A 26,281-nucleotide genomic window follows, 5' to 3' on the forward strand; every position below is an offset into this window, starting at 1 on the left:
GGCAAAGCTCCTGCGGGGGTAGAGGCGGCGCGAAATAAAGGCGCTACGTTAGTGAGCGGGAGGTGGCCGCGCAAGCGGGGTACAAGGTTATTTCAGGATTTGTCTGATAAACCGGAAAGATCGCGGTCTTGCCAGTCGCAAAGGGGGATGTTGAAGTGCGACACGCTCAACAATCCTGGAGAAAAGTCGGCATGGAGCTCAAGGCAAACGCGGCACTGATCATCATCGATCAACAAAAAGGCATCCTTCACCCCAGGCTCGGCCGCAGGAATAACCCTCAGGCTGAAGAGCGCATGCTGGAACTGCTCGGCCATTGGCGGCGCACCGCTCGGCCGGTGATCCATGTACAGCACCTGTCCCGCTCGGAGGACTCAGTGTTCTGGCCGCAGCAGTCGGGGGTGGAGTTTCAGGAACGGTTTCAGCCAATGGCCGGTGAGCGCTTGATCCAGAAGCAGGTGCCGGATGCGTTTTGTTCAACCGGGCTGGAGGCGCAGTTGCGCGAGGCGGGGATCGGGCAGTTGATCATCGTCGGTGTCGCGACCCACAACTCGGTGGAATCCACGGCGCGTACCGGGGGCAACCTGGGGTTTGATACGTGGGTGGCCGAGGATGCGTGCTTTACCTTCGACAAGGCTGATTTTTTCGGCCATGCCCATAGCGCCGAAGAGGTGCATGCGATGTCGCTGGGGAATTTGCACGGTGAGTATGCAACCGTTGTCAGTACTGCCACCCTTCTGATGAACGACTGAGTAACCATTGTGGGAGCGGGCTTGCTCGCGAAGAGTACCTCAGATTCAACATCGTTGTTGCCTGACACACCGCTTTCGCGAGCAAGCCCGCTCCCACAAGGGAACTGCATTCACACAACAGGTCTGCTCGCGAAGGCGATTCAACAGGCGAAGCAAGCCTTCGCCCGAAGCATCAAGCGCCGTGGCACTTCTTGAATTTCTTGCCGTTGCCGCATGGGCACGGATCGTTGCGGCCGACGTCTTTCAGGGCGTTGCGCACCGGTTCCTGGTGAGCGTGGCCGCAGTTCGGACCGTGGACATGGCCGTGGTCGTGATCATGGTGGTGATGGTCATGATCATGATCGTGGTTGCAGTCAGGGCCGTGGACATGGGGTTGCTGGGTCATCGGTGTTGCTCCGGAATTAAATCGGCGGCGATTATCACGCCATTGCGCGCCAGGTGCACGTAGTGGGCGATGAATATACCGGTTTCCAGTTCACCTTCCAGACGATAGGGAATGGGTTGATCGGATTTTTTCAGCAGTTTGGCCAGATCACGGACCTTGGACCACAGGTTGGTGCGGATCGGCACCTTGAAGTAAGCGCTGTGCCTGGGGCTGATGGTGAACCAGTGTTCGTGTTCGCCGTCGGCCAGCATTATGTCACCCAAGTGAACGCGATACTCCAGACTGCGCACCGTCAGGTCGCTGTCGTTGGGGTTGTCGATGCGAAAGTGCAGGAGGAGTTTCTGTTCCAGCAGTTTGGCGCTGACCACCTCGATCTTCACCAGATGGACATCGGGTTCCGGCAAGTCGTCGTCGAACCACGACGCACAGCCGCCGAGTCCCAGTGTCAGGAACAACGTGAGCAGACAGAGTGCGCCGCGGAGGATGATCATCGTGGTGTTTCTCCCTTGAACCCCAGTCTAGACCCAAAGGATCGCAGCCTTCGACAGCTCCTGCGTGGCGGGCAGTCTATGCATGCCCTAACTGCTGAAATACCCCGCACAGCATTTCTTGAACTTCTGCCCACTGGCACATGGGCAGGCGTCATTGCGCCCGAGTTTGAGTTGCACGGTGGGGTCGATGAAATACCAGCGCCCGGTGTTCTGTACGAACGATGAGCGCTCTCGATGACTATGCTCGCCATTGCTGTCGTGCCAGCGCGCGGTGAAGGTCACGAAAGCGTGTTCAGGCTGGCCGCCCAGCACTTCGGAGCTTTCCACCTCAAGGCCCAGCCATGTGCTTTGCGTGCTCCAGTCGCTGATCGATTGACGGTCGAGGCCGGCCTGTTGGGCGGGCAGAGTGGTGGCCACCAGATAGTCGATCAACCCCAGCACATAGGCGCTGTAGCGCGAGCGCATCAAGGCTTCCGCGCACGGTGCCGGGTGTCCGGCATGGTAGTGACCGCAGCAGGCGTCGAGCAGGGTGCCGCTGCCGCATGGGCAAATGGATGTACTCATTGCATCACCACCAGTATTTCCCGAAGTTTTCCGGATTGGCCCAGAAGCGCGAATTGAGCCAGTCGGGGACTTGTTTGTATTCAAGCAGATCGTAGGTGAACAGGGTCAGGACCTGTTCGTCCCGTTGAAAGCGTTCACTGGCTTGCAGGGCCAGGGAAAAAAAGTCGGTTTCCTGCCAGCCACAGGCCGGCAGATCCGCCAGCACCGCGATGCGGCTGGCGTTGAGGTTGCGGATGCCGCCCAGCAGGTTCAGGCCGTCGCGCTTGGGCAAATGCTCCAGGCAATCGACCACCAGGGCCAGGTCGAAACGGCGGGCCGCCAGTTCGGCGGGCAATGGCCCGGGGGCAGCGAAAGCGACGCAGCTGTCCGGGTGGGCGAGTTTGAAAGCTTCCAGTGCCGGGAACTCGCTGGCGCCGATCAACAACAGGCGCGCGGGGGCATACCGGTCGAGTAACGCGGCCAGTGCCTGTTGTGGCGTGCGTGAAGAAATACCTGCAATCATCGAAGATCCTCAATCAGATCTGCCAAGACTAGCCTGCCCTAACGTTCGGGCCTAGAGCGCCCTGGCGACAAAAGCGCCAAGCTGCCGTAAATACGCGAATAAACAGCGTGGCCTATTGCTGGCGGAGTTTAAAACTCGGGTCTTTACTACCTGAATCGGTTCTAAGCCGATCCCTCAGGAGAAAACTAGATGAGCATAGTTCGGACAGCATTACCCTTGGTTCTGCTAACCAGTGTCTTGACTGGTTGCGCAGGTTTGCAGAAAACCGACTGGCCGACCTGTGCGGCGGTTGGTGGCGTTGTGGGGGCGGGCCTCGGTGCGACCGAAAGCTCGGCATGGGCAGGGTATGGTGCTCTGCTCGTCGGCGGTACGGCAGCGGCTTATTGCTGGGTGCACGGTGATGGCGACGAAGACGGCGATGGTGTACTGGATAGTCGCGACAAGTGCCCTGGCACGCCTAAAGGCGTTCAGGTCGATGCCAACGGTTGCCCACCACCAGCGCCTGTGGTCGAAGAAGCGGTTGTGGTTCAGGAAGAAACCATCGTCATCCGCGATGTCCACTTCCAGTTTGATAAAGCCACGCTTACCTCGTCCGACAAACAGGTACTCGACAAGATTGCCACTCGCTTGAAAGCCGAAGCCCCTACCGCTCAACTGACCGTGACCGGCCATACCGACAGCGTGGGCAGTGACACCTACAACCAGAAACTGTCGGATAAACGCGCGCACTCGGTGGTTGAATACCTCATCGAGCAAGGCGTACCTCGCAGCAACTTCGTGTCGGTTGTCGGTGCCGGTGAAAGCCAGCCGGTTGCTGACAACAAAACCGCTGACGGTCGTGCGCAGAACCGTCGTACGGAAATCAAAATCCAGCGTTAAGCCCCCTCGCATCCGCGCCTTGTGCAGTCGCGGATGCGGGTCTTTACTCCTGTGTAACCGGTATTGGCCGGTACACAGGAGCTTTCAATATGATCGTTCTCACAAGGACCGTCTTGCCGGTTCTGCTACTTGGCAGCCTGTTGACCGGTTGCGCGACCCACAGCGATGGCACTGCCCCCCTCAATCAACGAACCTGGCCAATTTGCAGCCTCATTGGCGGCCTGGTCGGTGGTGGCCTGGGCGCAATCGAGAGTGGCGGTTGGGCCGCGGGTGGGGCGGCGCTGGGTATCTTGTCCGGCGGCTTGATCTGCTATGCACAGGATGGCGACGAAGACGGCGACGGCGTTTTCGACCGACGCGACCGTTGCGCTGATACTCCCGCCAATACCCTGGTCGACCATCGCGGTTGCCCGGCGCCGCAGTACCCGGACAGCGTCCAGGCCGAGCCTGCGCAATCCGAAGTCATTACACTGAGCGATGTGCTGTTTGTCTTCAATCAATCCGAGCTGACCCCGACGGCGAAGAGTCAACTGGATGCGTTGATGAGCAAGTTCGAGGATGCCGATGTGGTCAGCATCAAGGTGGTCGGTCATACCGACAGCGTCGGTTCGGATGTCTATAACCAGGCCTTGTCGGAGCGGCGTGCCAGCAGCGTGGCGGAATACCTGTTGAGCCAGGGTGTGGCGCCGAACAAAGTCACCAGCGAAGGCAAGGGTGAGAGCCAACCGATTGCCGACAACGAAACAGAAGAAGGTCGTGCGAAAAACCGTCGCGTGGATCTGCATATAAACCGTTGAGCCCAGAGATAGAGCCGTCGGGCGACAGGTGTGAACGCTGCGACGGCCGTTCGGCGGCCTCCATGAAGATTTTTCCGTTGCCCTCTGGCTTATCCCGCGTGGAAGCCGTTACTGTGCGCGCAAACAATAATTCTCATCGGGGGCGCGTATGAAAGTCTTATGGGGGCTGGGGCGGTTACTGACCTTGCTGTTCTGGTCGGTAGTGCTGGTCAATCTGCTCACACCGTTCGTCTTTCCGCTGCACCCGTTGGTCAATATGGCCGGCGGCCTGTTGGGGGGCATTCATCTTCTGGAAGCGTTGCTGTGCTATCGCAGCCTTCGAGGTCGCGCCCATCCCTGGCTTGACCGCCTGAAGATCGTCATTTTCGGCGTATTCCACCTGCAAACCATTCCAGCCCCCACCGCTTCGAAGGCTTCCCATGCGTAAACTCTGTCTGCTCGCCGCACTCATCAGCCCATTGGCCAGCGCACAGGTGGTGAGTGTCGAACCCAACTCACTGATGCGCTTGCCCAACACCGCCAGCACCCTGCAACTGGAACGCCTGGAAGTGGCCGATTACGGCACCTTGCTGATTCCTTCGAACGTCACAGAAGTCACCGTGGGTGAATTGCACCTGGGGCGTGAAGCACGCATTGCCATCGTGCCGGGGGAACAGGCGCTGGCGCTGAAGGTCCGTCGCGCTGATTTGTCCGAAGGCAGCCAGATTACCTCCCGTGGCGCCCCCGGGACTTACCAGAAGGCCGCTCGATCCGGGCGCAACCTTGATTTGCAGATCAAGACACTGAACGCAGCGCAATTGATCGTTGATGCCCGCGGTGGTGCGGGTGCACCGGGGTTCGTTGGTCTTGACGGGGCTAACGGTCAGGAGCCGGGTTGCACCTGGGGTCAGGCGGGGCGCGGTGCCGATGGCAGTGATGGCAGCAATGGTCAACCGGGAGCACCGGGGGCGCTGGTCAGACTGGCAGTGCCGCACGACTTCCCGGCAGACCGGATCAAGGTTCAGGTGGCTGGCGGTGCCGGTGGCCTGGCTGGCCCAGGTGGCAAACCGGGCGCGGGTGGCAAGGCCAAGGGTTGCCTGATTTACACGACCGATGGTGGCAAGAGCGGTAAACCTGGGGCTGATGGTCAGCCAGGTCTAGAAGGCGCGGCGGGTTCGGTGACAGTGCAGCGGATGTAAGCAACACCGAGAGCCCTGTGGCGAGGGGGCTTGTCTGTGGCGAGGGGGCTTGCCCCCGTTCGGCTGCGAAGCAGTCGTAAAACCAGACACCGCTAACCTTCAGCAGTATTGCGATTGCCGGAATTGGGGCCGCTTCGCAACCCAACGGGGGCAAGCCCCCTCGCCACAAAAGCTCGGCAGATTCAAAACATCGGCCGAGCCGCAGCAATCGCCACCACCGCCGACCCGACCAGCAGATTGATCCCCACCAACCGGCGAATTCGCCCCAGTACCGCTGCCCCGGCTGGCCAATCCTGCTCGGCCACCGCGGTGCGCAGTTCCGGCAGCATCAGCGCCTGAATGCGGATAAACAGCGCGGTCATCACCACATACAGGCCCATCATCACCTGTACATAACGCGGCGCGGCTTCAAAGCCATTGAAATGCATGTGCAGCATACCCACGCCGCTGACTGGCAACAGCACCACCGCCACCCAGACCCAGCGGAAAAAACCTTGAAACACTTCTACCCACAGCTTCAGCCGGGCAGGGCCTTCAAGTGCCTTGATCGCGGCGGGGCGCAGGACCATCCAGGCGAAAAACATGCCGCCGACCCAGACCAGGGCCGCCAGTACATGCAGGCTATAAATGAGGCTAAAAGGTGTCATTGGGGTACTCCGTTCTGCGCGGGATTCATTAGCGGGGTATGATAGCGGCCGAACCGAACTACTGAAAATTTATCCAGCGTTTTTTGCGCCCGACAAACCATGATCAGCACCGAACTCAAAACCACGATCCAGGGCGCCTACTCGCGTTTTCTCGAAGCCAAGAGCCTCAAGCCGCGTTATGGCCAGCGCCTGATGATCGCCGAAGTCGCCAAGGTCCTGGGTGACATCGACACCGACGACGAAGGCCGGCGCAGTGGCGACCCTGCGATAGTCGCGGTGGAAGCCGGCACCGGTACCGGCAAGACCGTGGCCTACAGCCTGGCGGCGATTCCCACGGCGAAGGCCGCCGGCAAGCGCCTGGTGATCGCCACGGCCACCGTGGCCCTGCAGGAGCAGATCGTCTACAAGGACTTGCCTGACCTGATGCGCAACAGCGGGCTGAATTTCAGCTTCGCCCTGGCCAAGGGGCGCGGGCGCTACATGTGCCTGTCCAAGCTCGACATGTTGCTTCAGGAAGGTCACGCGCAAACCGCCACCGCTCAGTTGTTCGAAGAAGAAGGTTTCAAGATCGAGGTCGACGAGGCCAGCCAGAAGCTGTTCACCAGCATGATCGAAAAACTCGCCGGCAATAAGTGGGACGGCGACCGCGACAGTTGGTCAACCGCCCTGGAAGACGCCGACTGGGCGCGCCTGACCACCGACCACAGCCAGTGCACCAACCGTCATTGCCCGAACTTTGGCCAGTGCGCCTTTTACAAGGCCCGCGAAGGCATGGGCAAGGTCGACGTGATCGTCACCAACCACGACATGGTCCTGGCCGACCTGGCCCTGGGCGGCGGTGCCGTGCTGCCGGACCCGCGCGACACCATCTACGTGTTCGACGAAGGCCATCACCTGCCGGACAAGGCCATCGGCCACTTCGCCCATTACACGCGCCTGCGCTCCACCGCCGACTGGCTGGAAACCACCGCCAAGAACCTCACCAAACTGCTGGCCCAGCACCCGCTGCCGGGGGACTTGGGCAAGTTGATCGAGCAGGTGCCGGAGCTGGCGCGGGAGATCAAGACCCAGCAGCAGTTCATGTTCACCGCGTGCGAGCAGATTGCCGATTTCAAACCCGGCGAAGACGTCGAAGGCCGCGAGCGCCCGCGTCACCGATTCGTCGGCGGGGTGATCCCCGAGCACATGCGTGAAATGGGCATCGAACTGAAGAAAGGCTTCGCACGGCTGACCGATTTGTTCACCCGCCTGACCGAGTTGCTCAAGGAAGGCATGGACGGCGAGGTCAACATTGGCATCGCCAGCAACCAGGCCGAAGAGTGGTATCCGCTGTTCGGCAGCCTGTTGTCGCGTTCTTCCGGCAACTGGGAGTTGTGGACCGCCTTCACCGTCGAAGACCCGGAAGACAACCCGCCCATGGCCCGCTGGCTGACCCTGGCCGAAAGCGGCTCGCTGTTCGACATCGAGGTCAACGCAAGCCCCATCCTTGCGGCGGAAATGCTTCGCCGCAACCTGTGGAACGTGGCCTATGGCTGCCTGGTGACGTCGGCGACCTTGACTGCCCTCGGTACCTTCGACCGCTTCCGCATGCGCGCCGGCCTGCCGAAAAAAGCCGTGACGGCGGTGGTGCCGAGCCCCTTCCATCACGCTGACGCCGGTGTGCTGCGGGTGCCGAACCTGAACGCCGATCCCCGTGATGCAGCGGCGCATACCGCCGCGATCATTCGTGATCTGCCTGAATTGGTCGAAGGCTCGCGGGGCACGCTGGTGCTTTTTTCCTCGCGTAAACAGATGCAGGACGTGTTCGACGGCCTCGACCGCGACTGGCGCAAGCAAGTGTTCATCCAGGGCAACCTGTCGAAACAGGAAACCCTGAACAAGCACAAGGCGCGAGTCGATGGCGGCGATTCCAGCGTGTTGTTCGGCCTGGCGAGCTTCGCCGAAGGGGTCGACTTGCCCGGTGCCTATTGCGAGCACGTAGTGATCGCGAAGATTCCTTTCTCGGTACCCGATGATCCGGTCGAAGCGGCGCTGGCCGAGTGGATCGAAGCCCGGGGCGGCAATCCGTTCATGGAAATCTCCGTGCCGGACGCCTCGCTGAAGCTGGTCCAGGCCTGCGGTCGCTTGCTACGCACCGAAGAAGACCGCGGCACCATCACCTTGCTCGACCGGCGCCTGGTGACCCAGCGCTATGGCAAAGCCATCCTCAACGCGTTGCCGCCGTTCCGTCGAGAAATTTCCTGAAGCACCGGTGGGCAGTTTTGCCCACCGCGTTGTCTATCTCTCTGCCATCGCTTTTCCACTGGCCCATTGAAGGTCGTTAGGGAGAAATTCGTTCTCATGATTTGCCGTTCGTTGCCTGCTGTTTTTGCCCTGCTGTTCGCAACACCGCTGTTGGCCGCCCCCGCCAGCCAGCAGACGCTGTTCAACTTTGTGCGCCCCGCCGACGTGGTCCAGGTGGCGACTCAGGACGCCAGCCTGCCGCAATCCAACGCCGAGCAAACCCCCGAGGGCGAAGTGCTGCGCCGGGTGACGTTCAACCCGGTCGCCCGGCCGACGTTACGCCTGACCCCGCAAACCGGCGCCTGGGACTGGTCGCAGTCGGGCGTCATGAGCCTGCGGATACAGAGCGCGATGGACTGGGCCTTGACCCTGTACGTGACCATCCAGAGCAACGACGGCAAGACACTGGTCAGCCGCGTCGATCTGCCGGCGGGGCCTGCGCAAACCCTGTTGGTGCCTCTGCAAGCGACATCACCGCTGAGCCAGGGCATGAAGGCTGGCCCGCCGATGCCGATGACCGTTGAGGGGCAGCGTGTGTTTGTGGCCAGCAGCGCTGGTGAACTGGATCGCAGCCAGGTGGTATCGGTGAGCTTGTCGATGGACCAGCCCAAAGCCGCGCAAAGCATCTTGCTGGAACGTTTTGGTGTGCAGGACGGCGAGTCGGTCACCCAAGCCGTGTATGGCGGGTTGGTGGATGCTTACGGCCAGTCGACCCGGGACAAATGGCCGGAAAAAATCAGCAGCGACGAACAATTGAAAAGCGCCGCCAGCAAGGAACAGCAGCAACTGAAAACCTGGCTGGCCGAACGTCAGAAGTCTTCTCTGGATAAGTTCGGCGGGTTAGCCAAAGGCCCGTCGTTCAAGGCCAGTGGTTTTTTCCGAACCGAAAAACGTGACGGTCGCTGGTATCTGGTGACGCCCGAGGGGCACCCGTTTTATTCCCTGGGGGTCAATACCGTGGCTCCGGATGTCAACCAGACCTACGTTGCCGGTCGCGAATGGATGTTCGAATCCCTGCCCAAAGCAGATGACGCACTCGCCAGCCACTACGGCGAAGGCGACAACCGTGGCGGCAACGGCGCCGATCAGGGGCGTGGGTACAGTGCAGGTCGCTGGTACGATTTCTACGGCGCCAACTTGCAGCGCCTTCATGGCAACCCTTGTGACTCGAGCAGCGACAGCAAGGCCGGCGTAGCGGCCGCCGCCAAGGCCGATGCGGTTGAAGCAACGGCGGAAAAAGCTGCCGAGCAACCGGTCGTGCCTGCGACTGCCGAATCCGGTGTCGCCGAAGCGGCCAAAACTGAGGCAAAAGCAGCAACGCCAACACCTGTTGAACCCTGCAAAGCCGCGTTCGACGAGCAGCGCTGGGCCAGTCACACCCTTGATCGCTTGCAGGCCTGGGGCTTCAACACTATTGGCAACTGGAGCGCCCCGGTACTGGGCCACGCTGATCGCGTGCCCTACACCTTGCCGCTGTCGATCGTCGGCGACTACGCCAGCATCAGCACCGGCACCGACTGGTGGGGCGGCATGCCCGACCCCTTCGACCCGCGTTTCGCCATGGCCACCGAGCGTGCAGTGGCGATTGCTGCCCGCGACCATCGTGACGATCCGTGGCTGATCGGTTACTACGCCGACAACGAACTGGCCTGGGCCGGTCCAGGCGATGACCCGAAAGCCCGTTATGCCCTGGCCTACGGCACCTTGAAAATGACCACCGACGTGCCGGCCAAGCGCGCATTCCTCAAGCAGCTGCGTGACAAGTACCGCAATCAGGCTGGCCTGTCGAAAGCCTGGGGCATTGATCTGCCAGCCTGGGAGCTGATGGAAGATCCGGGGTTCGTGCCACCGCTGCCGAGCGCCGAGCATCCGGAAATCGAAGCCGACTTCAAATACTTCCAGAAGGTCTTTGCCGACACTTACTTCAAGACCATCTCCGACTCACTCAAGTGGCACGCGCCGAACCAGTTGCTGCTCGGCGGGCGTTTCGCGATCAGCACGCCGCAAGCCCTGGAGTCCTGCGCCCAGTACTGCGACGTGTTGAGCTTCAACATGTACACCCTGCAACCTCAGGATGGCTACGACTTCGCCAAACTGCGCAGTCTCGACAAACCGGTGCTGATCACCGAGTTCAATTTCGGCTCGGCTGATCGTGGCCCGTTCTGGGGCGGCGTTACGCCCATGGCAAAGGAGGAAGACCGCGGTCCGGCGTACGCCAACTTCCTCAAGCAGGCATTGAGCGAGCCGTCGATTGTCGGCGTGCATTGGTTCCAGTACCTCGATCAACCGGTCACCGGGCGCTTGCTTGACGGTGAAAACGGTCACTTCGGGTTGGTGGGCATCACTGATCTGCCGTTCCAGGGATTTGTCGACAGCGTGCGCAAGAGCAACCTGACGACAGTCGAGCAACTGGGCAAAGAGGCCGAGAAGGCTGCGGCCGCCGCCGACAAAGCCAGCCACGACGCCGAGGGCGGCCGCAAGGCCGAGGCCGGCAAGGGGCCGGGGAAGGGCGCTGGTGGGCATTCCGGCAAAGGTCACTAAGACCCGAAACCGCGTCATCGTTCTTCGCGAGCAAGCCCGCTCCCACAAGGGAATGCATTCCAATGTGGGAGCGGGCTTGCTCGCGAAGGCGTCATTAGCATCACCACTGCATTTCAAGTTGATGGCAGAGCGACCGCCCGGCCCAACCCTGTTCCCAAAACCCTCAAGGGCTGGAACAATGCCGACCACTTTGTAGAGCGTTAATCCGGGGAGTTACGGGTGCAGATTCAGGGTCATTACGAGCTTAAGTTCGAAGCGGTGCGAGAGGCGTTCGCGGCGCTGTTCGACGATCCCCAGGAGCGTGGCGCAGCGTTGTGCATCCAGGTCGGTGGCGAAACCGTCGTCGATCTGTGGGCCGGCACTGCCGACAAGGACGGGGCCGAGGCCTGGCACAGCGATACCATCGCCAACCTGTTCTCCTGCACCAAGACCTTTACCGCCGTCACCGCGCTGCAACTGGTGACTGAAGGCAAGCTGCAACTGGATGCCCCGGTTGCGCGCTACTGGCCCGAATTTGCCGCTGCCGGCAAAGAGTCCGTCACCCTGCGCCAACTGCTTTGCCATCAGGCCGGTCTTCCGGCATTGCGCGAGCTGCTGGCCCCCGAAGCCCTATATGACTGGCAAACCATGGTCGACGCCCTGGCCGCCGAAACGCCGTGGTGGACACCGGGCGAAGGCCACGGTTACGCGGCGATCACCTATGGCTGGCTGATCGGCGAATTGCTGCGCCGTACCGACGGTCGTGGGCCGGGTGAATCCATCGTCGCGCGGGTCGCCAAACCGTTGGGCCTGGACTTCCATGTCGGCCTGGCCGACGAAGAGTTCCATCGCGTGGCCCACATTGCGCGGGGCAAGGGCAATGTCGGCGATGCCGCCGCCCAGCGCCTGCTGCAAGTGACCATGCGCGAGCCAACGGCCATGACGACCCGGGCGTTCACTAACCCGCCGTCGATCATGACCAGCACCAACAAACCCGAGTGGCGACGCATGCAACAACCGGCCGCCAATGGCCATGGCAATGCCCGTAGCCTGGCCGGGTTCTACGCTGGCCTGCTGGATGGCAGTCTGCTGGAAAGCGAAATGCTCGATGAATTGACTCGCGAGCACAGTCTCGGCGAGGACAAGACTTTACTGACCCGGACCCGTTTCGGCCTGGGCTGCATGCTCGATCAACCGGACGTTGCCAATGCCACCTTCGGCCTTGGCCCGCGGGCGTTTGGTCATCCGGGTGCCGGCGGTTCCATCGGTTTTGCCGACCCGGAGCACGATGTGGCTTTCGGATTTGTGACAAATACCCTGGGGCCGTACGTCTTGATGGACCCGCGCGCGCAAAAGCTGGTGCGGGTTCTGGCCACTTGTCTGTAAAAACGACTATCGGGTTCCGGGGCTGGAACCCGATAGCCTTTCCAGTTTCAAAGCGTCTGCTTCTACCGGCCAATGTGGCCTGATTTTTTTGACTTCATTTTTGTGGATATCCGATGTCATCCAATAAAACCCTCGCCTTGGCCCTGTGCTTCGCTATTACCGGTTGCGCACAGACTCCGCAGAAAGACGCGACAGCACCTGTCGCCAAGACTGAAAGCGGCAGCCACTGGTACTGGCCGTTCGGTTCCGACGACAGTGCCGGCAAGCCCGTGGCCAAGCCGGAGGTGAAACCCGCAGTCAAACCGGTTGCGGTGGCCAAGGCTGAAGCCGATAGCGCCAGCAAGTGGTGGTGGCCGTTCGGCGGTAGTGAGCAGAGCACCGCCAAGGTTGTGCCGATGCCCGACCCGAAAGTCACCCAGGCCTGGCTTGACGACTACGAGCCGCGTCTGCGCGAGGCGGTCAAGGGCAGCAACATGCAACTCGAGCGCCGCGAAAATGTGCTGGTGGTGACTGCGCCGGTCGAAGGCTCGTTCAACCCGGATCGTCCGGCCATGTTGCTGCCGGTCACGCTCGGCCCGTTCACCCGCGTTGCCAAGATCCTTGAAACCGATCCAAAGACCGCTGTGTTGATCCTTGGCCACAGCGATACCTCCGGCGCGGCGCCTACCAACGTCAAGCTGAGCCAGGAGCGTGCCCAGTCCGTTGCGGCGATTTTCCGTCTCAGCGGTTTGCAGCGTGATCGCTTGATGCTGCGCGGCCTGGGCGGTGATGCGCCGCGCGCCGCCAACGACAGCGTGCAAGGTCGTGCGTTGAACCGTCGCGTGGAACTGCTGGTGACCCCGCAAAACACCATGGTCGCGCTGCTGAGCAAATACAACATGCCGGCTCCGGCACCGGTGACCATGGTTGCTGCCACGGACGCCAAGCCGGTCGCCAAGCCTGTGACACCGGCCCCTGCGACTAAAAAGGCTGCGGTTCCAGCGACGAAAAAAGCGCCAGCGAAAAAAGCGCCGGCCAAGAAAACACCTGCGAAAACTGCAACACCGGTGAAGAAAACTACGCCAGCCAAAGCCTCCACGGCTGACAAGAAAGTCGCCGCCACCGATACTGCAAAGCAGTGATTCGTTAACCAAAAGGAATGCGCCATGACCCAGGGCCTGGCTGATATGCGTCGTGACTACACCCGTGATGGCCTGACCGAGGCACAAGCCCCGGCCGAGCCGTTTGCGCTGTTCCACCAGTGGTTCGCCGACGCGGTGAAAACCGAACAGGTGCCGGTGGAAGCCAACGCCATGACCCTGGCCACGGTTGACCAGGACGGTCGACCGCACTGTCGCATTCTGTTGCTCAAGGGCCTGGACGAACTGGGCTTCACCTTTTTCACCAACTACGAAAGCGCCAAGGGTCAGCATCTGGCCGCGAATCCGTTCGCGGCCATGACGTTTTTCTGGCCGGCGCTGGAACGCCAAGTGCGTATTGAAGGGCGGGTGGTGAAGGTCACGCCTGAGGAGTCCGATGCCTATTATCAGGTCCGTCCGCTGGGCAGTCGCCTGGGGGCCTGGGCGTCGCCGCAGAGCCGCGTGATCGCCGGTCGTGGTGAACTCGAAATGCTGCTCAAGGATACCGAGCAACGTTTCACCGACACCCAGCCGCATTGCCCTGAACACTGGGGCGGTTATCGCCTGCTGCCGGACCGCATCGAATTCTGGCAGGGCCGCCCAAGCCGCCTGCACGACCGCCTCAATTACCGCCAGCAGGGCGCCGACTGGGTTCTTGAACGTCTGGCACCCTGAGCAGTCTACCGACCGGGATAGCCTGCCGCAGCGGCCTCCAGCCACTTCGGCAGGTCTCGACGCTTGATCTTCTGCGCCTGAGCACTCGCCAATTGTTCGAGCATGAAGGCTTTTTTCTGCTCGTCCTTGCCCGCCAGCGCTAGCGCCAGGTCGCGGTCCATCCAGCGTTTGATCCGCACGTACAGCCACCAATGGAAGTACAAACCGGCAACAGTCGTGACGACGATGATAAAGTAGTCCATTGAAATCCTTGGCCAGTGGGGCAGCTTTGCGAGTTTGCCGCTACTGTGTGAGTTCGTGGAGGCGCCTTAACGGAGCCTGAATCAAACCAATTTTACCCGGGCTGTGCCGTGACAGGCGTCAAGCTGCGGAGTTTAATGGACATCTGTTTTTTTGGAGTTGATGCTATGCGTAAGTCTGTTCTGCTGGTTGCTTCCTTTTCCACGATGGCGATGTTGCTCACTGGTTGCCAATCGAGCCTGACCGGTGACTCCTATTCCCGTGACGAGGCGCGTCGGGTGCAGACGGTTCGCATGGGCACCATCGAAGCATTGCGTCCGGTGAAAATCGAAGGCACCAAAACCCCGATCGGCGGCGCTGCAGGCGCAGTGGTCGGCGGCGTTGGCGGCAGCACCATTGGTGGCGGCAAAGGCAGCGTCGTCGCTGCCGTCATTGGTGCTGTGGCCGGCGGTCTGCTCGGTTCGGCCGCTGAAGAAGGCCTGACCCGCACCCAGGGCGTGGAAATCACCGTACGCGAAGACGATGGCAGCATGCGCGCCTACGTTCAGGAAGTTCAGCCGAACGAAGTGTTCCGTGTTGGCGAGCGTGTGCGCATCTCCAGTGTGGGTGGCACCAGCCGCGTTTCGCACTAAGCGCAAACACCGGATAAACAAAAAACCCGATCAGGTGACTGATCGGGTTTTTTGTTTTTCAGCTCAGGCGAGTCTTGATTGGCGCCAGGCGTTATCGCGGTTTATCAGGAGGCCAGCGCGGTGTTCTTGCGGCTCGCCATCGCCGTCACCACATAGCCGATCAGCGCGGCCAGAATCGAACCGGTCAAGATCCCCATGCGGTCCATCCCGGCGAAATCACTCACGCCCGGCTCGAAGGCCAGCGAGCCGACAAACAGACTCATCGTGAAACCAATGCCGCAGAGAATCGCCACGCCGAGTATCTGGCCCCAATTGGCGCCTTGGGGCAGGGCGGCGATACCGGTTTTCACGGCCAGCCAGGTCAGGCCGAAGACGCCGACGGTCTTGCCCAGCAGCAGCCCGATGGCGATGCCCATGGGGACGTGGTGAGTGAAGCTCTCGACGGTGACACCGCTCAGGGACAGGCCGGCATTGGCAAAGGCGAACAGCGGCAGGATGCCGTAGGCGACCCACGGGTGCAGGGCGTGTTCCAGGGTCAGCAGTGGCGAAGGCTCGGCATTTTTCGTGCGCAGCGGAATGCAGAATGCCAGGGTCACGCCGGCCAGCGTGGCGTGGACACCGCTCTTGAGCACGCAGACCCAGAGGATCAAGCCAATGATCATGTACGGCCCGAGCTTGACCACGCCAAGCCGGTTCATCCCGATCAGCGCCGCAATACAGGTCGCGGCCAGCGCCAGGGACAGGGTCGACAACGCGCCGGAATAGAAGATCGCAATGATGATGATCGCGCCGAGGTCGTCGATGATCGCCAGGGTCATCAGGAACAGCTTCAGCGATACCGGAACCCGTTTGCCCAGCAGCGCCAGCACGCCAAGGGCGAAGGCGATGTCGGTGGCGGTCGGGATTGCCCAGCCGCTGAGGGCCGGTGGCGTGTCGCGATTGAGGTACCAGTAGATCAGCGCGGGCACCACCATGCCACCAATGGCGGCGGCACCGGGCAGGACGATTTGCGACGGTTTGGACAACTGGCCGTCGAGGACTTCGCGCTTCACTTCCAGGCCGATCAGCAGGAAGAACAGCGCCATCAGGCCGTCGTTGATCCACAGCAGCAACGGCTTGGCGATTTTCAGAGCGCCGATCTGCGCCACCACGGGGGTGTCCAGCAGGCCGTTGTACAGCCACGAAAGCGGCGAGTTGTTGATGATTAGAGCCAGAACGGCAGCGGCGATCAGTAACAGACCGCTGGCAGCTTCCAACTGAAAGAAACGCGTGAAAGTGCTACGCAGAGGCAAGGTCGCTCTCCATCTGTGAATTCAAAAGGTGTTACACCCTAACAAGTACTGTTAGTTGTTAAAACAAAAGTTATATTCTTTTTTGTTATATGTCGTTACAGAGTGATCCGCCAGCACCGACCTGAGCCTAGCAGTTGCCGGGCGTATTGGATCTCAGCTGTACCTGTGCTGGATGCAGGTTTTTTCCTAAGCTTGTTGGATGAGCCTTGTTAAAGGCCGACTCCTGCCCGATTCAACGAGAAAACCATCATGAGCGACAACCGACAGTGGTCCCGCGAAGCGATCCGGATCATCGAAGCCGATTTCCAGCGCAGCGCCGACACCCACTTGATCCCCTTGCCGCTGCCGGGTTTTCCTGGAATCGAGTTGTACTTCAAGGATGAATCCAGCCACCCCACGGGCAGCCTCAAACACCGCCTGGCCCGTTCGTTGTTCCTTTATGCGCTGTGTAACGGCTGGCTCAAACCCGGCGCGCCGGTCATTGAAGCCTCCAGCGGTTCGACGGCGATTTCCGAAGCGTACTTCGCGCGCATGCTGGGCTTGCCATTCATTGCGGTGATGCCGGCGACCACGTCCAAGGAAAAGATCGCGCAAATTGCCTTCTACGGTGGCCAAAGCCACCTGGTGGACGATCCGACCCAGATCTACGCCGAGTCCGAGCGTCTGGCTCGCGAACACGACGGGCACTTCATTGACCAGTTCACCTACGCCGAGCGCGCCACCGACTGGCGGGCAAACAACAACATTGCCGAGTCGATCTTTCAGCAGATGCGTTTCGAGCAGCACCCCGAGCCGAGCTGGCTGATTTCCAGCCCCGGTACCGGCGGCACCACGGCCACCCTGGGCCGATACGTGCGTTATCGCCAGCATGGCACCCGCGTGCTGTGTGCCGATGCCGAGCGTTCGGTGTTCTTCGATTACTACCAGACCGGCGATGCCAGCCTGCGACTGGACCACGGCTCGCGGATCGAAGGCATTGGCCGGCCTCGCGTGGAAGCGTCGTTTCTGCCCAAAGTGATCGACGCGATGGTCAAGGTGCCGGATGCCTTGTCACTGGCGGCCATGCATTACCTGGCAGAGCGTCTGGGGCGCCATGTGGGCGGATCGAGCGGGACCAACCTGATCGGCGCACTGATGGCCGCCCAGCACATGAAGGCGGCGGGGGAGACGGGGTCGATGGTAGCGATTCTATGTGACAGCGGCGAGCGCTATGCCACGACCTATTACGATCAGGACTGGCTCAAGGCTCAGGGGTATGAATTGAGTGGTTTGATGGCTGCGGTAGCGGCGACGGTGGAGCGAGGTGAGCCGTTGCCGGCGTCGGTGTTGCGCGCCAATATCTGACACACAGAAGATCAAATGTGGGAGCGGCGGTGCGGCGATCCGACTTGCTCGCGAAAGCAGTGGATCAGTCAACACATATGTTGGATGTGAAACCGTCTTCGCGAGCAAGCCCGCTCCCACATTAGAGTGGTGTCAGGCCTCGATACCGAGGATATCCCGAGCCACCGCCTCGGCAATGCGAATCCCGTCAACACCCGCCGACAGAATCCCGCCCGCATATCCCGCGCCTTCACCGGCCGGGAACAAGCCCTTCACGTTCAGGCTCTGCAACGACTCGTTACGGGTAATGCGCAGCGGCGAGGAGGTGCGGGTCTCAATCCCGGTCAACACCGCATCGTGCAGCGAATAACCACGAATCTGCTTCTCGAACGCCGGCAGGGCTTCGCGAATCGCTTCGATGGCGAACGCCGGCAGCGCCAGCGCCAGATCACCCAAGGCTACGCCCGGCTTGTAGGACGGCTCGACGCTGCCCAGTTCGGTGGACGGTTTGCCCGCGATAAAATCGCCGACCAGTTGCGCCGGGGCTTCGTAGTTACTACCGCCCAGCACGAATGCGTGGGATTCCAGGCGTTCCTGCAACTCGATACCGGCCAGCGGGCCGCCCGGATAATCGACTTCCGGGGTGATGCCGACGACGATACCGGAGTTGGCATTGCGCTCGTTACGCGAGTACTGGCTCATGCCGTTGGTAACCACCCGGTTCGGCTCGGAAGTCGCCGCCACCACGGTGCCGCCCGGGCACATGCAGAAGCTGTAGACCGAACGGCCGTTCTTGGCGTGGTGCACCAGTTTGTAGTCGGCGGCGCCCAGTTTCGGGTGGCCGGCGTACTTGCCCAGGCGCGCACGGTCGATCAGCGACTGCGGGTGCTCGATGCGGAAACCCACCGAGAACGGCTTGGCTTCCATGAACACGCCACGGCCGTGGAGCATGCGGAAGGTGTCGCGGGCGCTGTGGCCGAGGGCCAGGATCACGTGTTTCGAGTGGACCTGCTCGCCGCCGTTGAGCTCGACGCCGACCAATTGACCGTCGTCGATCAACACGTCGGTGACACGCTGCTGGAAGCGCACTTCGCCGCCGAGGGCGCGAATCTGCTCACGCATGTTTTCCACAACGCCGGTCAGACGGAACGTACCGATGTGCGGCTTGCTGACGTAGAGGATTTCTTCCGGCGCACCGGCCTTGACGAACTCGTGCAGGACTTTGCGGCCAAGGAATTTCGGGTCCTTGATCTGGCTGTAGAGCTTGCCGTCGGAGAATGTCCCCGCGCCGCCTTCACCGAACTGCACGTTGGATTCCGGGTTGAGCACGCTTTTGCGCCACAGGCCCCAGGTGTCCTTGGTGCGCTGGCGTACTTCGGTGCCGCGTTCGAGGATGATCGGCTTGAAGCCCATTTGCGCCAACAACAGCCCGGCGAAAATCCCGCATGGGCCGAAACCGACGACGATCGGCCGCGCGCCAAGATCGGCCGGCGCCTGGCCTACCGCTTTGTAGCTGACATCCGGCGCCACGCTGACGTTACGGTCATCGGCGAACTTGTGCAGCACCGCCGCCTCATCGCGAACTTCAAGGTCGATGGTGTAGATGAAGCACAGTTCGGAGGACTTTTTACGCGCATCGTAGCTGCGCTTGAACAAGGTGAAATCGAGCAGATCATCGCTGGCAAGCCCTAAGCGCTGCACGATGGCAGGGCGCAGGTCTTCTTCGGGATGGTCGATCGGCAACTTGAGTTCGGTGATTCGTAACATGGCGGGATCCGGTTCGCGGGGCGCACAACTGCGCCAGGGCGTTTGAAGCCCGCGATTATAAGCCTCAAAGGCGCAGGCCCGTGAGGCTTAAACGATCAGTCGTCGCGCGATCCGCCGAAATACCCGCAGCCGCGCTGCACCTGGCCGTCGATGCGCAGTTCGGCGCTCATGTGCTGGATGCTGCCGGTGCTGCTGTCGACGCAACGTTGCGGTGCAACCCACAGTTCGATGTGCTGGTTGTTGGCTTCGGTGCTGAGGTTGAAACGGCCATCGCCCAGTTGCTCCTCGACGTAAGGCACGGCCAGCGGCGGCTGGCCGGCCCGGTCGAGGACCATGCCTTTGCCGCTGACTTTCACGCTCCACTCCGGGGTGTGGCCGGCGGCGCGCAGGATCAGCAGCTTGAAATTCGGATCCTCGCACGCGTTGCTCGAGCGCTCGACGCGGTACAACTGCTCCAGATCGAGCTGGCCGTCACCGCCGCTGCCGGCCACAACCCGCCCGCGCACGTCGGCAAACAGCTTGCCCTGCTTGTCCGCCAGGTTTGCGGCCTGCTGCAGGACGCTGGTACCGCCCGTGTCGTTGACCACGTAGCGGTTTGCCTGGTTGCACGGCTGGAACAGCAGTTTGCCGTCCGCCGCGGTCAACTGGCCTTGCATGCGTGTCTGGCCGACATGGGAGGCGTTCTGCCGCTCGCCTTCGAACAACTGGCAAGCGGCGAACAGCGGAAGCAGGGCAACGAGGACTAAGGAACGGGCAACACGCATCTTGGGGTCTCCTGACAGGTGCCGCCACGTTACTCAGCCAGACCGTTCATCACAAGACTCGTGTTCGTCCGTCGCCGGATTGATGGCGGTTTCCTGCAACATTTTGTACTTTGTTGCTGCCCCGGGCAGTAGGCTGCAAAAGGTAAGCTGCGGCCTTCATTTTGCGAGGGTGAGTCATGAAGAAGTCTCTGGCCTGGAAATTCTGGGTGTTTTTCGTGGTCATGGTGGGGGCCGCGGGCACCCAGGCTGCGGAATTCAACTTCTCCTCGACAACTGACTTCATCCGGATGGAGTTGTTGTTGAAGGATATCAACGCCCCCCGCCCGGATGCCTTGACCTTGAATGTCACGCTCAGTCCCGAAGCCACCGAGCGAATGCAGCAGGTCATGCGTGATTCGATAGGCCAACGATTAACGTTTGCCATCAACGGAAGGAAGATCACTACTTCTACCGTGCATGAGGTGATTGGCCCCCAGTTCAGAATGTCGATCCCCAGAGCCGTCGCCAAAGACCTGTTGCCCACGCTGATCGATTGAGTTGTTAGCGTCTCAGCCTACGTGAAAGGTCTGTCCTGTTTGCAGGCCTTCCACGCTTTTGGCGTAGGCCAAGGCCACATCCGCCGCAGGAACCGGCTTGAAGCCACGGAAGTACGGGGCGTAGCTGCCCATGGCTTCGACGAGGACAGTCGGGCTGATGGAGTTCACCCGCAGACCGCGTGGCAGCTCGATGGCGGCGGCGCGGACAAAACTGTCCAGTGCACCGTTGACCAGCGAAGCCGAAACGCCGCTACGGATCGGATCGTGGCTCAGTACGCCGGTGGTGAGCGTGAACGAAGCGCCGTCATTGGCGAACTCGCGGCCAATCAGCAGCAAATTGACCTGGCCCATGAGCTTGTCTTTCAGGCCCAGGGCAAAGCTCTCTTCGGTCATTTCGTTGAGCGGTGCGAAGGTCACGTTGCCGGCGGCACACACCAGTGCATCGAATTTGCCGGTCTGCTCGAACAGTTTGCGAATCGAGGCGCTGTCACTGATGTCCACCTGAAAGTCGCCGCTGGTGCGACCGATACGGATGATTTCGTGGCGTTGCGACAGTTCCTTGTCGACTGCCGAACCGATGGTGCCGTTTGCGCCGATCAAAAGAATTTTCATGAAAGGTGATCCTCGTAGTGGGTTGAACGAGGTATCAGTTTAGGGTGGTTTTTTCTCCGGATAAGCGCACTAATAGGCAACCTTTGGTTTTCAAATGGAAACAATCCATGAGCGAGATGGATGACCTGGCCGCGTTCGCCGTACTGATCGAAGCGGGAAGTTTCACCTTGGCGGCGCAGCAGCTCGGTTGCAGCAAAGGCCAGCTGTCCAAGCGCATCAGCCAGTTGGAAGCGCAGTTTTCCGTGGTGTTGTTGCAACGTACCACCCGCCGCTTGAGTCTGACCGCGGCCGGCGCTGCGTTGTTGCCACAGGCCCAGGCGCTGGTGGTGCAAGTCGAGCGGGCGCGCCAGGCCCTGGCGCGTCTGAAGGACGACATGGCCGGCCCGGTGCGGATGACGGTACCGGTGTCGCTCGGGGAAACCTTCTTCGATGGCTTGTTGCTGGAGTTCTCCGCCAAGTATCCCCAGGTACAGATCGAACTGGAGCTCAACAACAGCTACCGCGAACTGTCCCGCGACGGCTTCGATCTGGCGATTCGTTCTGACGTGGCCATTGACCAGCGACTGGTGGCGCGCCCACTGCTGGCGTGGCAAGAGCTGACCTGTGCCAGTCCGGCCTACTTGGAGCAATACGGTGAACCGCAAACTCCCCAAGCGCTGGCCGAGCATCGTTGCCTGCTCAACAGCCATTACAGCGGCCGCGAAGAATGGCTGTATCACCAGCAGCACGAGCTATTGCGGGTGCGGGTGTCGGGGCCGTTCGCCAGCAACCACTACAACCTGTTGAAGAAAGCCGCACTGGTCGGCGCCGGTATTGCGCGCCTGCCGTCCTACTGTTTACCAACGGAGCTGGCTGACGGGCGTTTGCGATGGCTGCTGCGCGATTATCAGACCCGCAGCATGCCGATGTACCTGGTGCATCCGTATCAGGGCGGTTTGCCCAAGCGTACGCAGGTATTGGCGGATTATTTGATTGGGTGGTTCAAGCGTAGTGGGGAGGTGTTGGATCGGCTTTAACGTTAAAGCCTGGCACGACACAAACCCTGTGGGAGCGGGCTTGCTCGCGAATACGGTTTCACATTCAGCCTTAATGTTGGCTGATGCCCCGCATTCGCGAGCAAGCCCGCTCCCACAATGGATCTTCATTGTTAGCGAGGTTGTGGCAGATATAAAAAAACGGCCCGAAGGCCGTTTTTTTGTTTACCGCAATGGCTCAACCACCGAGGTACGCTTCGCGCACTTTCGGGTCGGTCAGCAGTGCTTCGCCGGTGCCTTGCATCACTACCCGGCCGTTCTCCAGAACGTAGGCGCGGTCAGCGATTTTCAGCGCCTGGTTGGCGTTCTGTTCGACCAGGAACACGGTCACACCGTCCTTGCGCAGTTGTTCGATGATGTCGAAGATCTGCTGGATGATGATCGGTGCCAGGCCCAGAGAAGGCTCGTCGAGCAGCAACAGCTTGGGCTTGCTCATCAGCGCACGGCCGATGGCGAGCATTTGCTGTTCGCCGCCGGACATGGTGCCGCCGCGCTGGGCGAAGCGCTCTTTCAGGCGTGGGAAAAGTCCGAGAACCTTGTCCATCTGTTCCTGATAATCGCCCTTGGCGGTGAAGAAACCACCCATGGAGAGGTTTTCTTCCACGGTCAGGCGGGAAAACACCCGGCGACCTTCCGGTACCACGGCGATGCTCTTGCGCATGATCTGCGAAGAGTCCTGGCCGACCAGTTCCTCACCCATGTAGCGGATGCTGCCGCTGTGGGCCCGCGGCGAACCGCAAAGCGTCATCAGCAGCGTGGACTTGCCGGCACCGTTGGCACCGATCAGGGTCACGATCTCGCCCTGGCGGACTTCGACGTTGACGCTGTGCAGGGCCTGGATCTTGCCGTAGAAGGTGGAAACGTTTTCGAACTGCAGCATTTACGCTTCCCCCAGGTAGGCTTTGATCACTTCAGGATTGTCGCGGATCTGTTCCGGCGTGCCATTGGCCAGGGGGGTGCCCTGGTTGATCACGACGATGTGGTCGGAAATGCTCATGACCAGCTTCATGTCGTGTTCGATCAGCAGCACCGTCACGTTGTGCTCTTCACGCAGCACGCTGATCAGCGCCTTGAGGTCTTCGGTTTCCTTCGGGTTCAGGCCGGCGGCAGGTTCGTCGAGCATGAGGATCCGCGGACGGGTCATCATGCAGCGGGCGATTTCCAGGCGGCGTTGCTGACCGTAGGCCAGGGTGCCGGCCGGACGGTTGGCGAACTCCTTGAGGTTGACCTTTTCCAGCCAGAACTCGGCGAAATCCATGGCCTCGCGTTCGCTTCTGCGGAACGCTGGGGTCTTGAACAGGCCGGACAGGAAGTTGGTGTTCAGGTGACGGTGCTGGGCGATCAAGAGGTTCTCGACCGCGGTCATGTCCTTGAACAGTCGCACGTTCTGGAAGGTACGCACCACGCCCTTGAGGGCGATCTTGTGGCCGGGCAGGCCCTCGATCGATTCGCCATCGAGCAGGATGCTGCCGCCGCTCGGCTTGTAGAAGCCGGTCAGGCAGTTGAACACGGTGGTCTTGCCGGCGCCGTTGGGGCCGATCAATGCCACCACTTGTTTCTCTTTCACGCTCAAGGCTACGCCGTTGACCGCCAGCAAGCCGCCGAAGCGCATGCTCAGGTTTTCTACTTTAAGGATCTCGCGGCTCATTTGCGCAGCTCCATGTGAGGACGTTGCATGGGCAGCAGACCCTGAGGGCGCCAGATCATCATCAGTACCATCAAGGCACCGAACATCAGCATGCGGTACTCACTGAACTCACGCATCATTTCCGGCAGCAGGATCATCACCGTGGCTGCGAGCACCACGCCCAATTGCGAGCCCATGCCGCCCAACACGACGATGGCAAGAATGGTCGCCGACTCGATGAAGGTGAAGGACTCCGGTGTCACCAGGCCCTGACGAGCGGCAAAGAAGCTGCCGGCGAAACCGGCGAAGCAGGCGCCCAGGGTGAAGGCTGAAAGCTTGATGATCGTCGGGTTCAGACCCAACGCACGGCAGGCGATTTCATCTTCACGCAGCGCTTCCCAGGCACGACCCAGGGGCATGCGCAGCAAGCGATTGATGACGAACAGTGCGAACAGCGCCAGGAACAATGCGACCAGGTAAAGGAAAATCACCTTGTTGATCGAGTTGTATTCCAGGCCGAAGTACTCGTGGAACGTCTGCAGGCCTTCAGCGGCTTTACGTTCGAAGGTCAGGCCGAAGAACGTCGGCTTCTCGATGTTGCTGATGCCGTTCGGGCCGCCGGTAATGTCGGTCAGGTTACGCAGGAACAGACGGATGATTTCACCGAAGCCCAGGGTCACGATCGCCAGGTAGTCACCGCGCAGGCGCAGTACCGGGAAACCGAGCAGGAAGCCGAAAGTGGCCGCCATCATCCCGGCGATCGGCAGGCAGATCCAGAAGCTCAGGCCGTAGTAATGTGACAGCAGGGCATAACTGTAGGCGCCGACGGCATAGAAGCCGACGTAACCGAGGTCGAGCAGACCGGCCAGGCCGACCACGATGTTCAGGCCGAGGCCGAGCATCACGTAGATCAGCACCAGCGTGGCGATATCCACCGCACCGCGAGAGCCGAAGAACGGCCAGACCAGGGCACCGGCGATCAGCGCGATGATGATCCAGCGCTGAGTGGTCGGCAGGGTCAGGAAGTTACTGGCCTTGGCCGGCATCAGCGGCATGCTTGGCGAAGAACGCCAGGCCGAGCTGATCTGCTGGTCGAACAGCACACGCAGGAACATCAGTACCGAGCACACCGCGATGGTGATCAGGGTGGCGTCGCTGGTGCCATGAACTTCGAGGTTGATGCCGACGATGGTCAGCTTCAGACCGAGTACCGGGTAGGCCACGGCCCACACCAGCAAAGCGCTGAACAGCGCCTGTTTAAGATTCCTAGTCATACCTTCTCAACCTCCGGACGGCCCAGCAGGCCGGTTGGCCGGAACAACAGCACCAGAACCAGCAGACCGAACGCCACGACGTCCTTGTACTGGTCGCCGAAAATATCGGCACCAAAGGCTTCCGCCACTCCCAGCACGATCCCGCCGAGCATGGCGCCGGGGATGCTGCCGATACCACCCAGTACCGCGGCGGTGAAGGCCTTGAGGCCGACCAGGAAACCGGCGTTCGGGTTGATCACGCCGTATTGCATGCTCAGCAGCACGGCCGCGATGGCCGCCAGCGCCGCACCGATGACAAAGGTCAGGGCGATGATGTTGTTGGTGTTGATACCCAGCAGGTTGGCCATCTTGATGTCTTCGGCACAGGCGCGGCAGGCGCGACCCAGGCGAGAACGGGAGATGAACAGCGTCAGGCCAAGCATGGCGACAAAGGTCACCACGAACACCACGATTTGCATGTAGGAAATCAGCACTTCATGTGCACCACCTGGCCCAAAGGCAAAGTTGCCCGGAATCAGGTTGGAGATGGATTTGTCCTTGGAGTCTTGCGCCAGCAGAACGGTGTTCTGCAGGAAGATCGACATGCCGATGGCGGAAATCAGCGGGATCAGACGGTTGCTGCCGCGCAGGGGGCGGTAGGCGATCCGTTCGATGCTGTAACCGTAGGCACTGGTGACGACGATGGTCGCCAGGAAAGCGGCGGTCATCAACAGCGGAACACTGTCGAGTCCCAGCATGGCAAGCCCGGCGATGGCGATGAACGCCACGTAGGAGCCAATCATGTATACCTCGCCGTGGGCGAAGTTGATCATTCCAATGATGCCGTAAACCATCGTATAGCCGATGGCGATCAGGGCATACGTGCTGCCAATGGTCAGACCATTAACCAGCTGTTGGAAGAAGTGATAGATGTCAGGCATTACAGCGCTCCTAAAAACCTGATACGCATTTCACTGGTGGAGTCATTTTCCCGCCCGAGCCCCGTGGATCTGCATCCACTTCGAAT

The 26,281-nt window shown here is 60.9% G+C and carries 28 protein-coding genes; 14 read left to right on the forward strand and 14 right to left on the reverse strand.

Annotated elements, in window-relative coordinates; all coding sequences use genetic code 11:
- Positions 1-191: 191 nt before the first annotated feature.
- Positions 192-749: a cysteine hydrolase family protein gene (locus KGB28_RS09100; RefSeq protein WP_223444315.1), complete on the forward strand. Its 558-nt coding sequence runs from the start codon at positions 192-194 to the stop codon at positions 747-749.
- A gap of 172 nt (positions 750-921) precedes the next feature.
- On the opposite strand, the gene KGB28_RS09105 is transcribed toward KGB28_RS09100, so the two are convergent.
- The 4 genes from KGB28_RS09105 to KGB28_RS09120 all read right to left on the reverse strand — a co-directional run bounded on the left by KGB28_RS09105 (position 922) and on the right by KGB28_RS09120 (position 2,691).
- A complete protein-coding gene (locus tag KGB28_RS09105; RefSeq protein ID WP_015093814.1) occupies positions 922-1,134 on the reverse strand; it encodes an SEC-C metal-binding domain-containing protein in 213 nt (70 codons plus the stop codon).
- Positions 1,131-1,625, reverse strand: a complete 495-nt coding sequence (locus tag KGB28_RS09110; protein WP_223444319.1) for an LEA type 2 family protein — start codon at positions 1,623-1,625, stop codon at positions 1,131-1,133. The genes KGB28_RS09105 and KGB28_RS09110 overlap by 4 nt, the downstream gene beginning before the upstream one ends.
- Positions 1,626-1,712: 87 nt before the next feature.
- Positions 1,713-2,189 carry a YchJ family protein gene (locus KGB28_RS09115; RefSeq protein WP_150757323.1) on the reverse strand — a complete coding sequence of 159 codons (477 nt, stop codon included), beginning with the start codon at positions 2,187-2,189 and terminating at the stop codon, positions 1,713-1,715.
- Between the two features lie 4 nt (positions 2,190-2,193).
- A complete protein-coding gene (locus KGB28_RS09120) occupies positions 2,194-2,691 on the reverse strand; it encodes a DUF6231 family protein (protein ID WP_046041242.1) in 498 nt (165 codons plus the stop codon).
- Between the two features lie 189 nt (positions 2,692-2,880).
- Between KGB28_RS09120 and KGB28_RS09125 the strand changes: the two genes are divergently transcribed.
- The 4 genes from KGB28_RS09125 to KGB28_RS09140 all read left to right on the forward strand — a co-directional run bounded on the left by KGB28_RS09125 (position 2,881) and on the right by KGB28_RS09140 (position 5,545).
- Entirely contained in the window at positions 2,881-3,570 is a 690-nt protein-coding gene (locus tag KGB28_RS09125; RefSeq protein ID WP_223444320.1) for an OmpA family protein, read from the forward strand.
- A gap of 89 nt (positions 3,571-3,659) precedes the next feature.
- Positions 3,660-4,367, forward strand: coding sequence for an OmpA family protein (locus KGB28_RS09130; RefSeq protein ID WP_223444322.1), 708 nt, complete (start codon positions 3,660-3,662; stop codon positions 4,365-4,367).
- Positions 4,368-4,515: 148 nt separating this feature from the next.
- Positions 4,516-4,794 carry a DUF1145 domain-containing protein gene (locus KGB28_RS09135; protein ID WP_150727630.1) on the forward strand — a complete coding sequence of 93 codons (279 nt, stop codon included), beginning with the start codon at positions 4,516-4,518 and terminating at the stop codon, positions 4,792-4,794.
- Positions 4,787-5,545 (forward strand): collagen-like protein, encoded by a 759-nt coding sequence (locus KGB28_RS09140; RefSeq protein ID WP_223444324.1) that lies wholly within the window; start codon positions 4,787-4,789, stop codon positions 5,543-5,545. The genes KGB28_RS09135 and KGB28_RS09140 overlap by 8 nt, the downstream gene beginning before the upstream one ends.
- A gap of 182 nt (positions 5,546-5,727) precedes the next feature.
- On the opposite strand, the gene KGB28_RS09145 is transcribed toward KGB28_RS09140, so the two are convergent.
- A complete protein-coding gene (locus KGB28_RS09145) occupies positions 5,728-6,192 on the reverse strand; it encodes a CopD family protein (protein WP_223444326.1) in 465 nt (154 codons plus the stop codon).
- A gap of 99 nt (positions 6,193-6,291) precedes the next feature.
- Here KGB28_RS09145 and dinG point away from each other — a divergent pair, with 99 nt between their 5' ends.
- The 5 genes from dinG to pdxH all read left to right on the forward strand — a co-directional run bounded on the left by dinG (position 6,292) and on the right by pdxH (position 14,174).
- Positions 6,292-8,436, forward strand: a complete 2,145-nt coding sequence (gene dinG, locus KGB28_RS09150) for an ATP-dependent DNA helicase DinG (protein WP_007992389.1) — start codon at positions 6,292-6,294, stop codon at positions 8,434-8,436.
- A 96-nt stretch (positions 8,437-8,532) separates the two neighbouring features.
- A complete protein-coding gene (locus tag KGB28_RS09155) occupies positions 8,533-11,016 on the forward strand; it encodes a beta-galactosidase (RefSeq protein WP_223444328.1) in 2,484 nt (827 codons plus the stop codon).
- Positions 11,017-11,235: 219 nt separating this feature from the next.
- On the forward strand, positions 11,236-12,381 hold the full coding sequence (locus KGB28_RS09160) for a serine hydrolase domain-containing protein (protein ID WP_223444330.1): 1,146 nt from the start codon (positions 11,236-11,238) through the stop codon (positions 12,379-12,381).
- A 113-nt stretch (positions 12,382-12,494) separates the two neighbouring features.
- Entirely contained in the window at positions 12,495-13,502 is a 1,008-nt protein-coding gene (locus KGB28_RS09165) for an OmpA family protein (RefSeq protein ID WP_223444332.1), read from the forward strand.
- Positions 13,503-13,526: 24 nt separating this feature from the next.
- Positions 13,527-14,174, forward strand: coding sequence for a pyridoxamine 5'-phosphate oxidase (gene pdxH, locus KGB28_RS09170; RefSeq protein WP_223444334.1), 648 nt, complete (start codon positions 13,527-13,529; stop codon positions 14,172-14,174).
- A 5-nt stretch (positions 14,175-14,179) separates the two neighbouring features.
- Here the strand turns inward: pdxH and KGB28_RS09175 are convergent, their stop codons facing one another.
- The gene (locus tag KGB28_RS09175; RefSeq protein WP_116262154.1) at positions 14,180-14,416 is read right to left on the reverse strand and encodes a hypothetical protein; all 237 of its coding nucleotides are present in this window, start codon (positions 14,414-14,416) and stop codon (positions 14,180-14,182) included.
- Between the two features lie 165 nt (positions 14,417-14,581).
- Here KGB28_RS09175 and KGB28_RS09180 point away from each other — a divergent pair, with 165 nt between their 5' ends.
- Complete coding sequence (locus KGB28_RS09180; protein ID WP_150727622.1) at positions 14,582-15,046, forward strand: glycine zipper 2TM domain-containing protein; 465 nt, start codon at positions 14,582-14,584, stop codon at positions 15,044-15,046.
- Positions 15,047-15,150: 104 nt separating this feature from the next.
- Here KGB28_RS09180 and nhaA read toward each other — a convergent pair whose 3' ends face one another.
- The gene (gene nhaA / locus KGB28_RS09185) at positions 15,151-16,338 is read right to left on the reverse strand and encodes a Na+/H+ antiporter NhaA (protein WP_223444336.1); all 1,188 of its coding nucleotides are present in this window, start codon (positions 16,336-16,338) and stop codon (positions 15,151-15,153) included.
- 246 nt (positions 16,339-16,584) lie between these two features.
- Between nhaA and KGB28_RS09190 the strand changes: the two genes are divergently transcribed.
- Positions 16,585-17,682: a PLP-dependent cysteine synthase family protein gene (locus KGB28_RS09190; RefSeq protein WP_191624897.1), complete on the forward strand. Its 1,098-nt coding sequence runs from the start codon at positions 16,585-16,587 to the stop codon at positions 17,680-17,682.
- 132 nt (positions 17,683-17,814) lie between these two features.
- On the opposite strand, the gene KGB28_RS09195 is transcribed toward KGB28_RS09190, so the two are convergent.
- Both KGB28_RS09195 and KGB28_RS09200 read right to left on the reverse strand, forming a co-directional pair.
- Positions 17,815-19,428, reverse strand: a complete 1,614-nt coding sequence (locus tag KGB28_RS09195) for an NAD(P)/FAD-dependent oxidoreductase (protein WP_223444338.1) — start codon at positions 19,426-19,428, stop codon at positions 17,815-17,817.
- Between the two features lie 95 nt (positions 19,429-19,523).
- Positions 19,524-20,192: a COG3650 family protein gene (locus tag KGB28_RS09200; RefSeq protein WP_223444340.1), complete on the reverse strand. Its 669-nt coding sequence runs from the start codon at positions 20,190-20,192 to the stop codon at positions 19,524-19,526.
- Positions 20,193-20,368: 176 nt separating this feature from the next.
- Between KGB28_RS09200 and KGB28_RS09205 the strand changes: the two genes are divergently transcribed.
- Complete coding sequence (locus tag KGB28_RS09205) at positions 20,369-20,728, forward strand: hypothetical protein (protein ID WP_223444342.1); 360 nt, start codon at positions 20,369-20,371, stop codon at positions 20,726-20,728.
- A gap of 12 nt (positions 20,729-20,740) precedes the next feature.
- Here KGB28_RS09205 and KGB28_RS09210 read toward each other — a convergent pair whose 3' ends face one another.
- A complete protein-coding gene (locus KGB28_RS09210) occupies positions 20,741-21,340 on the reverse strand; it encodes a short chain dehydrogenase (RefSeq protein WP_223444343.1) in 600 nt (199 codons plus the stop codon).
- 107 nt (positions 21,341-21,447) lie between these two features.
- Between KGB28_RS09210 and KGB28_RS09215 the strand changes: the two genes are divergently transcribed.
- Positions 21,448-22,356 carry a LysR family transcriptional regulator gene (locus tag KGB28_RS09215; protein ID WP_046041267.1) on the forward strand — a complete coding sequence of 303 codons (909 nt, stop codon included), beginning with the start codon at positions 21,448-21,450 and terminating at the stop codon, positions 22,354-22,356.
- Between the two features lie 196 nt (positions 22,357-22,552).
- Here the strand turns inward: KGB28_RS09215 and KGB28_RS09220 are convergent, their stop codons facing one another.
- The 4 genes from KGB28_RS09220 to livH are packed head-to-tail and all read right to left on the reverse strand — an operon-like array spanning position 22,553 to position 26,195.
- Positions 22,553-23,254 carry an ABC transporter ATP-binding protein gene (locus KGB28_RS09220; RefSeq protein WP_223444345.1) on the reverse strand — a complete coding sequence of 234 codons (702 nt, stop codon included), beginning with the start codon at positions 23,252-23,254 and terminating at the stop codon, positions 22,553-22,555.
- Complete coding sequence (gene livG / locus KGB28_RS09225) at positions 23,255-24,022, reverse strand: high-affinity branched-chain amino acid ABC transporter ATP-binding protein LivG (protein ID WP_223444347.1); 768 nt, start codon at positions 24,020-24,022, stop codon at positions 23,255-23,257.
- Positions 24,019-25,275: a high-affinity branched-chain amino acid ABC transporter permease LivM gene (locus tag KGB28_RS09230; protein WP_223444349.1), complete on the reverse strand. Its 1,257-nt coding sequence runs from the start codon at positions 25,273-25,275 to the stop codon at positions 24,019-24,021. The genes livG and KGB28_RS09230 overlap by 4 nt, the downstream gene beginning before the upstream one ends.
- Entirely contained in the window at positions 25,272-26,195 is a 924-nt protein-coding gene (gene livH, locus KGB28_RS09235; RefSeq protein ID WP_223444351.1) for a high-affinity branched-chain amino acid ABC transporter permease LivH, read from the reverse strand. Before livH ends, KGB28_RS09230 begins: the two co-directional genes overlap by 4 nt.
- Positions 26,196-26,281: the final 86 nt, after the last annotated feature.

Source organism: Pseudomonas sp. BF-R-19, assembly GCF_019956445.1.
Lineage (GTDB): Bacteria > Pseudomonadota > Gammaproteobacteria > Pseudomonadales > Pseudomonadaceae > Aquipseudomonas > Aquipseudomonas fluorescens_BH.

Bases quoted from the DNA above. Each gene is read 5' to 3' on its own strand.
- KGB28_RS09175 (WP_116262154.1), bottom strand. From the start codon at position 14,416: ATGGACTACTTTATCATCGTCGTCACGACTGTTGCCGGTTTGTACTTC.
- KGB28_RS09155 (WP_223444328.1), top strand. From the start codon at position 8,533: ATGATTTGCCGTTCGTTGCCTGCTGTTTTTGCCCTGCTGTTCGCAACA.
- KGB28_RS09105 (WP_015093814.1), bottom strand. From the start codon at position 1,134: ATGACCCAGCAACCCCATGTCCACGGCCCTGACTGCAACCACGATCAT.
- KGB28_RS09205 (WP_223444342.1), top strand. From the start codon at position 20,369: ATGAAGAAGTCTCTGGCCTGGAAATTCTGGGTGTTTTTCGTGGTCATG.
- KGB28_RS09195 (WP_223444338.1), bottom strand. From the start codon at position 19,428: ATGTTACGAATCACCGAACTCAAGTTGCCGATCGACCATCCCGAAGAA.
- KGB28_RS09125 (WP_223444320.1), top strand. From the start codon at position 2,881: ATGAGCATAGTTCGGACAGCATTACCCTTGGTTCTGCTAACCAGTGTC.
- KGB28_RS09220 (WP_223444345.1), bottom strand. From the start codon at position 23,254: ATGCTGCAGTTCGAAAACGTTTCCACCTTCTACGGCAAGATCCAGGCC.
- KGB28_RS09230 (WP_223444349.1), bottom strand. From the start codon at position 25,275: ATGACTAGGAATCTTAAACAGGCGCTGTTCAGCGCTTTGCTGGTGTGG.
- KGB28_RS09115 (WP_150757323.1), bottom strand. From the start codon at position 2,189: ATGAGTACATCCATTTGCCCATGCGGCAGCGGCACCCTGCTCGACGCC.
- KGB28_RS09135 (WP_150727630.1), top strand. From the start codon at position 4,516: ATGAAAGTCTTATGGGGGCTGGGGCGGTTACTGACCTTGCTGTTCTGG.
- KGB28_RS09165 (WP_223444332.1), top strand. From the start codon at position 12,495: ATGTCATCCAATAAAACCCTCGCCTTGGCCCTGTGCTTCGCTATTACC.
- livH (WP_223444351.1), bottom strand. From the start codon at position 26,195: ATGCCTGACATCTATCACTTCTTCCAACAGCTGGTTAATGGTCTGACC.
- KGB28_RS09130 (WP_223444322.1), top strand. From the start codon at position 3,660: ATGATCGTTCTCACAAGGACCGTCTTGCCGGTTCTGCTACTTGGCAGC.
- KGB28_RS09140 (WP_223444324.1), top strand. From the start codon at position 4,787: ATGCGTAAACTCTGTCTGCTCGCCGCACTCATCAGCCCATTGGCCAGC.
- pdxH (WP_223444334.1), top strand. From the start codon at position 13,527: ATGACCCAGGGCCTGGCTGATATGCGTCGTGACTACACCCGTGATGGC.
- KGB28_RS09200 (WP_223444340.1), bottom strand. From the start codon at position 20,192: ATGCGTGTTGCCCGTTCCTTAGTCCTCGTTGCCCTGCTTCCGCTGTTC.
- livG (WP_223444347.1), bottom strand. From the start codon at position 24,022: ATGAGCCGCGAGATCCTTAAAGTAGAAAACCTGAGCATGCGCTTCGGC.
- KGB28_RS09120 (WP_046041242.1), bottom strand. From the start codon at position 2,691: ATGATTGCAGGTATTTCTTCACGCACGCCACAACAGGCACTGGCCGCG.
- KGB28_RS09180 (WP_150727622.1), top strand. From the start codon at position 14,582: ATGCGTAAGTCTGTTCTGCTGGTTGCTTCCTTTTCCACGATGGCGATG.
- dinG (WP_007992389.1), top strand. From the start codon at position 6,292: ATGATCAGCACCGAACTCAAAACCACGATCCAGGGCGCCTACTCGCGT.
- KGB28_RS09210 (WP_223444343.1), bottom strand. From the start codon at position 21,340: ATGAAAATTCTTTTGATCGGCGCAAACGGCACCATCGGTTCGGCAGTC.
- KGB28_RS09215 (WP_046041267.1), top strand. From the start codon at position 21,448: ATGAGCGAGATGGATGACCTGGCCGCGTTCGCCGTACTGATCGAAGCG.
- KGB28_RS09145 (WP_223444326.1), bottom strand. From the start codon at position 6,192: ATGACACCTTTTAGCCTCATTTATAGCCTGCATGTACTGGCGGCCCTG.
- KGB28_RS09100 (WP_223444315.1), top strand. From the start codon at position 192: ATGGAGCTCAAGGCAAACGCGGCACTGATCATCATCGATCAACAAAAA.
- KGB28_RS09110 (WP_223444319.1), bottom strand. From the start codon at position 1,625: ATGATCATCCTCCGCGGCGCACTCTGTCTGCTCACGTTGTTCCTGACA.